The 8,982-nt window shown below is 33.1% G+C and carries 9 protein-coding genes; all 9 read left to right on the top strand.

All coding sequences use genetic code 11. From position 1 onward, the window contains the following. Positions 1 to 1,291: hypothetical protein (locus C0512_RS07435; protein WP_290860132.1), on the top strand; the 1,291-nt coding region annotated here is incomplete at its 5' end. Next, positions 1,288 to 1,575: a hypothetical protein gene (locus tag C0512_RS07430; RefSeq protein WP_290860131.1), complete on the top strand. Its 288-nt coding sequence runs from the start codon at positions 1,288 to 1,290 to the stop codon at positions 1,573 to 1,575. The genes C0512_RS07435 and C0512_RS07430, both read left to right, overlap by 4 nt. A 2-nt stretch (positions 1,576 to 1,577) precedes the next feature. Beyond that, entirely contained in the window at positions 1,578 to 4,373 is a 2,796-nt protein-coding gene (locus C0512_RS07425; RefSeq protein ID WP_290860130.1) for a hypothetical protein, read from the top strand. Continuing rightward, complete coding sequence (locus tag C0512_RS07420; RefSeq protein WP_290860129.1) at positions 4,373 to 4,639, top strand: hypothetical protein; 267 nt, start codon at positions 4,373 to 4,375, stop codon at positions 4,637 to 4,639. The genes C0512_RS07425 and C0512_RS07420 overlap by 1 nt, the downstream gene beginning before the upstream one ends. Before the next feature lie 18 nt (positions 4,640 to 4,657). After that, entirely contained in the window at positions 4,658 to 4,885 is a 228-nt protein-coding gene (locus C0512_RS07415; RefSeq protein ID WP_290860128.1) for a hypothetical protein, read from the top strand. A 332-nt stretch (positions 4,886 to 5,217) separates the two neighbouring features. Then, complete coding sequence (locus C0512_RS07410) at positions 5,218 to 6,420, top strand: hypothetical protein (protein WP_290860127.1); 1,203 nt, start codon at positions 5,218 to 5,220, stop codon at positions 6,418 to 6,420. A gap of 26 nt (positions 6,421 to 6,446) precedes the next feature. Further along, positions 6,447 to 7,514 carry a hypothetical protein gene (locus C0512_RS07405; RefSeq protein WP_290860126.1) on the top strand — a complete coding sequence of 356 codons (1,068 nt, stop codon included), beginning with the start codon at positions 6,447 to 6,449 and terminating at the stop codon, positions 7,512 to 7,514. 52 nt (positions 7,515 to 7,566) lie between these two features. Continuing rightward, a complete protein-coding gene (locus C0512_RS07400; RefSeq protein WP_290860125.1) occupies positions 7,567 to 8,163 on the top strand; it encodes a hypothetical protein in 597 nt (198 codons plus the stop codon). 196 nt (positions 8,164 to 8,359) lie between these two features. After that, entirely contained in the window at positions 8,360 to 8,971 is a 612-nt protein-coding gene (locus tag C0512_RS07395) for a hypothetical protein (protein WP_290860124.1), read from the top strand. Positions 8,972 to 8,982: the final 11 nt, after the last annotated feature.

Below are 8,982 nucleotides of genomic sequence, written 5' to 3'. Positions count from 1 at the left end.
CAATTTTTTAGGAGTGAAAAATGAAAACTATACTATTGGAAAATATGCTAAACTGAACAAGTTTAAGTATAAATACAACGATGAAAATTTAAAGTATAATGATGGAGCAATCAAAATTAATAATGAGAATTTACCTGATGAAACAATAGTTATTACATCTAAATTTTACACTCCTGATAGACCTATAGGAACATTTTTCAGCGGTTTGAGTTCAAACATTTATAAAATCTGGGAACGAGAATTAAAAGATGATTCTTCAATTGAATATAAAGAATTATCCGGAAGATTTTATTGCTTAAGATATAAAGAAATTACAGGTTCTTTTTTATTGACTTCTGAAAGTCTTGGAACAAATGCCACGGTTACAAAGTTACCATACGAAACATACTTTAGACTCTCTTGGAACCACTTAATAATAGATAATTACAAGAGCATTGAAAGCATATTTGATAAAGCAAAAGCCAAAGAATTATTAATGAATTTGAGCTTTCAAGATTATGAAGCTTTCAACATGGACAAACTAATTTATATTGACAAACGGGCATCTTATTATTTAGTCAATAAAATCAAATCATTTGTAAAAGGACAGCCTACGAATGTTGAAGTGTTTGAAGTTGATTATTTAAAAGAGATAGAAAAGAATGAGCCAACAGAAAGATATATCATCATTACAGGAGTAACTCAAGATGCTTGTGAAGTCACATTTACAATTGATACTAACATTCCACAACCGGTAGAAGTAAAATTGATACCACATACATTTACACCTGATGGTATTGGTGGATTTTTCTATGCTCCATACGGTGATCCAATAATAGTAACTTTAGAATCTAATCAAATTGTTCATACGTTCACAGAACTACCAGAACAGTACTTCGGAGGATACAAATTTAAGGTCAGATATGATGAAGGTATATTCCAACTTTTTGAAAGTAATCTTTCAGAATTGATTAATATTCCGGGTTCTTGTTACATTACACCACCAGGACTATTGACATACATTCTAATTACCAATGTACAAACTATTGCAATTCTTAATAACGGTACCACTAGGAGAATAAGAGTTGATTACACTAGTGATTTAAGTATTGCTACAATATTGTTAAGAATGTATACCACGAATCTTCAATTTTTTACTGGACTTCCAATTGTAACAGAAAATTATTTTGCACCTCCATCTGGTTCATTCGAAGTAGAAGTGCCGCATTTAAATTTTGGTGTTTTGGCTTCATACAGTCTTCAGATTAAAAATGCTCAATTTAATGTTAACTCAAATATAGCAACATCATGAGCATTTTAAGACAAAGAACTATAGCTCCAAAACTATCATACGAGTTGGGTTTATTGATTAAATCAATTAATCTTGGCCAATCAGTTATTATTTGGAATGCACAAATTTACAATTCAGAATATGATGTTGAGTTAGTTTCTGAAATACCATACACCTCAGATGACAATATGAAATTTGTACTTACTCCTATAGCAGTTGGAGAATATAAAATTCAACTTACAGCCACAAATAAATTTAGAACTTTCTTTTCATACAGCAATACCATAACATTAATAGTTGAATAGTCATGGCAGAAAAACAGACATTACTCGAATTAGATTTAGGAACAGATGCAGTAGTTCAAAAATCAAAAGAACTTAATGAACAAATAAAAACATTAAGAGAAAACCTCAATACCCTAAAAAAAGCAGAGGGAGACAATACCGAGGCTATTGTAAAAAAAGAAGCTGCATTGAAAAAGGTTTCAAATGAATATACCAATAATCAAAAAGTACTTTCAGCTTTAATAACATCAAATGCTAAATCTATTCCGGTACAGGAAAAAGTAACTTTACTTTTAGAGAAGGAAAATGCAACGCGTGAAGAAGCTAAAAAATCTATCACTGAAATTTCTAAGTTGAGAGATCAATTGAACGTTAACAATAAAGATGAGGCTAAACTGCTTGATGCTCTAAATAAAAAGTTAGATGAAAATAATACTTTCCTAAAGCAAACTGGTTCCGAACGTGAGAAGCAAATTTTAAACATCGGTAATTATAAAGATAGCATAAAGGAAGCGTTGAATGAAACCGGGTTGTTCTCTGGTGAGTTGGCAAGTTTGGGAAAAGTAACTTATGCCTTTACAGAAACTTTTAGCCTTGTCAAAAAAGACTTAGGAGAGAATGTTTCTTTAATTAAAAACTCAGCAAAAGAAACAGAAGGATTGACTGCTACTCAAAAAGCATTGACCATTGGAACTAACATTGCTACGGGTGCAACCAGAATTTTTACTTTAGCATTAGCAGCAACCGGAATTGGTTTAATCATAGCTGCAGTAGCTTTGTTGATTGGATATTTACGAACCTTTGACCCAGTAATGGATAGAGTTGAACAAGTTTTTTCAGCTGTTGGTGCTGTTGTTGAAGTTGTTTCCAAAGTAATTGTAGACTTTGTTTCCGGACTTAGTGATATTGGAGCTACGATGGATAAGGTAGGTAAGTTCTTGAGCAATCCAATTGATAGTTTTAAGGAATTGGGTAATGAAATGAAAGAGGCTGCTAATGCTGCAATTCAATTAAAAAAAGATATGCAAGACCTAGAAGATGTCACCATCAAACAAGATGTGGCCAATGCTAAAGCTTCACAACAAATCAAAGAATTGATGCTTCAATCAAAAAATAGAAGCCTATCAGAAAGTGAACGTATAAAAAAACTGCAAGAAGCCAACAAAATTGAGGAAGACAACTACAATCAAAGAGCTGCATTGGCCAATAAAGAACTTGATGTAGCCCAAAGAGCGATAACAATAAAAGCTGGAATCACTGATGAAGATATAAAAAGATTAAACAAGGAAGGGGTTGCTTATGCCATTGCGTTGAAAGACAAAATAAATGTTTCAGATGAAGAAATTAAAGCAATTCAAGAAGCTGAAATTGCTAAGTTTAAAATACTTGAAGAGTCAACAACTATACGTGAAAAAATTCAAAATCAACAATCTGCTTTAAATGAAAAATTAGAAGCAGAAGCAGAAGCACAACGAAAAAAAGCTGAGGAAAATAGAAAAAAAGCTCTAGCTAATGCGTCTAATCTTGCAAAATCTGAACTAGAATATTTTTTATCTACTCAAGGAATTAAAATAAAATCTCTTCAAGAGGAGATAAAAATTGCAGAACAAGTTCGAGACAAAAAATTTAAGATTGCTCAAGCAGAATTTAATGCCTCTGAAAAAACAGAAGCTGATAAATTGAAATTGCTGACAGATCAGAATAACATTCGGGATGAATTTTTAAAGAAACAAACTGATGCAGTTGTTACCAATGCAAGTCGTGAGCTTGATGCCTTTATAGAAGCAAATATTTCCAAAATAGACAGTCAAAAGTTTTTTTCTGATTTAGCATTACAGGAAGAACAACGACGTCTTGATGCTATTTTACAACAACAAATTAGCTTTGAGCAATTGAGGCTTGACCAAGGTATTACATCGGAGTATGAATATCAGGAAGCTATAAAAGCCATACAGACTGATTACCAAACAAAGAATGATGAGGCTAAAGCTTTAAGAGCAGAAGCCGAAAATGAAAGAAAAACTATTGATTTAGAAAACCAACGTGCTTATGAAGATTTAGTATTTCAAGAAAATTTAGCAATTCAATTGGATAGACTTGAACAATCAAGATTACAAGAGATTGCTAATGCTGAAAAGACAGGAGCGAATATTGATTTAATAAATAAAAAATATCAGGCTAGTAAAGTAAATCTAGAAAAACAAAGTAGACTTGCACAAGTTGATAATACTCGTCAAGCTATTGGGGATATCGGTACATTGATGACCGGGTTCTTTGGAGAAAACAAACAATTATCTGCTGCTCTTGCTACTGCAGATATGTTTTTAGCAATTCAAAAAGCTTATACCACCCAATTAGTACCAGGTGATCCAACGTCAATTGCTAGAGCTACATTGGCAGCAATTAAAGCTGGTGCATTTGGTTTATTAAATGTGGCTAAAATTTCAGGAGTAAAATTAGCAAAAGGTGTAATTGGTTTAGAAGGACCCGGAACAGGAACCAGTGATTCAATTCCTGCAATGCTTTCAAGAGGTGAGAGTGTTATAAATGCAAAATCTAGTTCTATGTTTGCACCATTACTTTCGGCTATAAATCAAGCTGGTGGTGGTGTAGGACTTGCTTCAGGAGGTGTAGCATCATCTTTTGGCATTTCCAATTCCATAAATAATTCATCAAAAGGACAAATAATTGATTATGATATTTTGGCTTCTAAAATTGCTCAAGCAAATGCATCGTTACCACCACCGGTATTGCCAATTGAGGATTTTCATTTAGCCAATAATAGTTATGTTCAGTTAATTACAGGAGCAAATCACTAATGAGCAAAGTAAAGAATATCATAAATGGATGGACAAACTACCTCATGCCAGATGACGAGGTAGTTTTGTCTATTGCAAAAAAAAGAGCTGCCATTTGTGCCGAATGCCCAGCTGCTACTTATGGACTTCACACTGCAATTCTTCCGGATTATTCTATAAGTAAAATTCAGGGCATGTATTGCTCAAAAGAAAAGGGAGGTTGTGGTTGTCCACTTTCTACAGCGGTTCGAAGTAAAGATTACAAATGCATAAAAGACAAATGGTAATAAAATATATTACTATATTTGTGTATGTTATATACAAAACTCAAACATCTTGAAAAAGAAATTAAGGAACTCGAAACCTTAGGAGTTGTCGATACCTCTTGGAGAAGAAATATCAGAATAGTTGAGGAATATACTGCTTTACGAGATAAAGGTGTTTGTGTGTATTGTTGTTATGAATTCATCGCTAAGGATGAAGGTATTTCAGCTAGTAGTGTAAAAAAAATAATCAAGAGATTAATGACTTAATTTTTTGTTCTGCAACATATTCTTCTTTTGTCATCATCTTATTCAATGGAACTCCATTCGAATTTTTATCCATCCACTTTAAATAATTTTCGTAATCCCTATTGTTTTTATCAATAGTCTTTTGAGCTTTAATGTAAGGATTCTTTCTTCTCTCTAAATTATTACCCAAGTAAATACAAAACTTGTACCACATGAAACATGCGGTTACAGTTAGGGCTACTACTATTAGTAATAAAATTATCATTTAACAAAGATAATAATTTAGTCAATTACTGGTACCTATTTTGAAAAGAAGATTAATTTACATTTGTAGTAATATAATATATTACTTAATGAAAGTAGCTTATTTCAAATCACTACCGAATTTTGAATCTACCAATATTAATATTGATAGAGAAAATGGTCTTGTAAAAAATACTTGTATTGCCAATTTTGGAGAAAACAAAAATGATTCATACTTCGATGAATTATTCCTTAATGACTTAGTTAAACAAGGCAATGAATCTGAAAAGGGAATAAAATCACGATTTGGCCACCCAAACATGTGTGCCACTTCATTCGGAACTTATATTGGACGTTACAAGAACTTCAGAATAGAAAATAAAAACGTTTATGCTGACTTAACTCTTGACCCAATTGCAAAAAAAACCCAAGTTGATGGGAAAGGTATCACCATGTTTGATTACATCATGGATATGGCCGAGAGCAATCCTGATATGTTCGGTAACTCAATACATATCTTCTCAGATATTTACCAAAAGCCTATTGATGGAAAGGTTAAAAACCTTCACTCTTTGGGAACTTTCAAAGCGGTAGACCTAGTAGATGATCCAGCAGCGACCGATTCTCTTTTCTCCGCAAATCCAAATGATTTAGGAATTATAGTAACTCAATTCCTAGATGATAATCCTCAAATATTTGAAACTATTTCAAAGCAACCGGCAATTATCGAAGACTTCTTTAATCGATATGCAAACTATTCAAATCGTAAATCCTTAATTAATTTTAATATGTCATTTTTAGAAAAACTAAAAAAACAATTCAGCTCTAAAAGAGATGATGAAACATTTGATATAGATGTTACCCTAGCGGATGGCTCTATTGTTACTGTTGTGACAGAAGCAGAACAACCACAAGTTGGAGACGCTGTTGTTACCAGTGAAGGAACTCCTGTTCCTGATGCAGATCATTTACTACCTGATGGCGGTTCCATAGTGACTGTAGGTGGTAAAATTACCGAAATAAAAGAAGCAGAACCAGTTGATGAACCTGCAGATGAAACTTCTATGAAAGAAGTTATGAACTCGGTAAACAATTTAACCAAACAATTCCAATCATTCAAGAAAACTATTGAGAAATCTCAAAAGGATAATGAAGAAGCTTTTGACGTAGTATCAAAAGAAATGAAACGTCTTGGAAAAGAAATTGGTTCAAAGAAATTTGAAAAACCTTCCGCAGAGCAAGGTAGTGGACAAGGTGCTAAAGCGAAAACTTATGACCCTGAGAAAGCAAAAGAAATCAGAGAAAAAAAATAACAAATAAATTTTAATCTACTTATCATATGGAAATTATTGAAAATTTCAAGAATTTGGCTGATGACAAAAGATACATCGAAGATTTACGAGAAGTCGTAATGAATGATACCTTTTACCAGCCAACTGAAAACATGTTCACCATTGTACCCGGTATTAAAGGTGGACAACAAGTTGCTGCAATGCGTGGTTTTGAATATATCACAAAAAAATCAGCCGGTTGTGGTGGAGATGGTATTTCACCAACTTTCCCAGCATTCTCTCAATTTTGGAATCCAACTTTGCAAGAAGTTAAAATCCAATATTGCTATAAAGATTTTGAAACATCTTTCGTTCAATGGGGATTGAAAAACGGATATGCAAGAAAAGACCTTACAGGAACTGAACTTGGTGTATTTATTCAATACTTAGTTTCCAAAGCAATTGCTTTGGATTTACAACGTATCGTTTTGATGGCAGATAAAGACATCGCGGCACAAAATATCTTAACTGATGAGGTAACAAAGGTTCAATTCTACAATACAATTGACAAAGGATTAATTCCAACGTTAGCGTATTTGAAAACCCTTCCGGAATTTGCTGAAGCTTTTGTGGAATTATCAAAAAATACAGGTGCTCAATCAGTACAATTAGCTTTAGATGCTGATTACGCTGTGAATCTTTACGAATCAATCACAGATGATGTGTATGACTTCGATGCTGATTTATTCTTAACATCAAATAGATTGTTCAAGAATTACACAAAATGGATTAAAAGAAACAATGGTTATGGTTTACAATCAAACGTAGACTTAACTCAAAAAGGAGTTAAAGATGCCAATGTTGATGGAGAGAAACTTGTTCCGGTGGTTCATTATGATCGTTGGAAAAAAGCTGATTTCGTAACTGGAGTAGCTCCAGCAGATACAATCCACTTACCTCACTTTGCTTTATTAACTCGTAAAGAGTATTTACAAGTAGGTGTTGATGATGAAGCATCATTGACTGATATTACACTAGAGTATGTGGGTGGTAAAGAGGAAACTTTCTGGATTAAAGCTAACTTCATGTTAGACTTTAAGATGACTAACCCTTATGCGATGAAAGCCGCACTATAATAATTGTTTAATCAAAGGGAGTCTCAAAGCTCCCTTTTAACACTTAAAACAAATGGCAGATTGTAATACAGAAATGGCTGGTGAATTCACTGAAAAATGTGGATACAGACCTAAACAAGGTGTAGCTGAAAAATGGTACGGTAACTGGAAAGATATTGACTCTGTAGCTACTCAAATGGCTAACAGAAATACAAAAGTATCAGTTTTAGTTCTTAAGGCTGGTAAGAAAATCTTCAAAGCTGCAGGAAACGATAAATCACACATCGCTAAAAGTGCTTTGGCTGTTGGTGATTTTAGCAACGGGTACATTCATACTGATGAATATGTTCCAATTTACATTGGGGAAAATGAGGCTGAAAGAATTCAAGAGTTAGCTGATGGAGCTCGTGTGTTCACAATCAATAAAATGATTGATAAAGGAATTAATGGTGAAATTCAATATAGAATTGCTGGCCTAGAATCTGGAATGGTAATTACAAACGACGATTTTAGCTCTGCTGAAAATTCTGGTACAAGTAAAATTATTTGTGCAACTAAAGAAGGAGAGGAAGAAGCTACCAGATTGAAAATTTGGAATCCAGCCGGTGGTATTGTTGATATTGAAGCATGGTTAGACGATAACGTATATGTTGCACCTGTCATCCCTTAATACTCAAGAAAAAGAAGAACTACATAAAATTTGGGACACAGATTATCATACCATCGTGAGCGGAAAAGATAATGGTGTCCCTTTTTTAAAATATGTTTTCTCACTTCACTACAAAATATTTGGAGAGGTATGTTCTAACTGCCCATATAAAATAAGCGGTTACATAAAAAATATTAAAAATTTAAAAGAAATCAAGATGAAAAATTTAGAAATAAAAAAACAAAATTTCAAATTGAATCACCAAGTAATTATTCCGGTTCCTGGTACTTCAATTTCATATAGCAATGCAAACTTAACAGATGAAATTGCTATTGAGCTATTGGCCAAAAATCCAAAAAGAAAAGTTCTTTTTGCAAAGCTTCCAACTAATGTGGATGAATTAATTGCAGCAGCATTGGAAGATGATAAAAAAGAGGATGCTAAATCCGAACTAGTAAAAATCGGTGACTATTCATTGACATTTGAAGAAACTGAAAAAGTTCTTGATACTGCCAAAATTAAAACCAGAGCTAAAACTGTAACCGGTTTACAAAAGTTCGTAAATGAACTTAAGGAAGAAGAACAAAAAGAAGTTTTCCAATTAGCAAAATCTTTGGTTGAAGCTAAAGATGTTGAAACTGGCCAAGATGATAGAAAAGGTTTTAAACCTGATACTGATTCAGGTGAAAAAACTTTGGAAGAACTTCAATTCGATTTGGAAAAAGCAGAACAAGACCTGGAAGACTTGAAAGCTAATGAAGGAAGTCAAGAAGCTATTACTCAAGCTGAAAAAAACATTGAGGAATTGAAATTACAAATCGAAGAATAAAGATTTATTCC

This window comes from Flavobacterium sp. (genome assembly GCF_013822155.1).
In the GTDB taxonomy this organism is placed as follows: Bacteria; Bacteroidota; Bacteroidia; order Flavobacteriales; family Flavobacteriaceae; genus Flavobacterium.
Note: the sequence above shows the minus strand (reverse complement) of the source record. Positions and strands in the feature narration are given on the sequence as shown.

What these genes read in the sequence shown, in the direction of transcription:
- C0512_RS07430 (WP_290860131.1), top strand. Translation starts at nt 1,288, where the DNA reads ATGAGCATTTTAAGACAAAGAACTATAGCTCCAAAACTATCATACGAG.
- C0512_RS07420 (WP_290860129.1), top strand. Translation starts at nt 4,373, where the DNA reads ATGAGCAAAGTAAAGAATATCATAAATGGATGGACAAACTACCTCATG.
- C0512_RS07405 (WP_290860126.1), top strand. Translation starts at nt 6,447, where the DNA reads ATGGAAATTATTGAAAATTTCAAGAATTTGGCTGATGACAAAAGATAC.
- C0512_RS07425 (WP_290860130.1), top strand. Translation starts at nt 1,578, where the DNA reads ATGGCAGAAAAACAGACATTACTCGAATTAGATTTAGGAACAGATGCA.
- C0512_RS07395 (WP_290860124.1), top strand. Translation starts at nt 8,360, where the DNA reads ATGAAAAATTTAGAAATAAAAAAACAAAATTTCAAATTGAATCACCAA.
- C0512_RS07400 (WP_290860125.1), top strand. Translation starts at nt 7,567, where the DNA reads ATGGCAGATTGTAATACAGAAATGGCTGGTGAATTCACTGAAAAATGT.
- C0512_RS07410 (WP_290860127.1), top strand. Translation starts at nt 5,218, where the DNA reads ATGAAAGTAGCTTATTTCAAATCACTACCGAATTTTGAATCTACCAAT.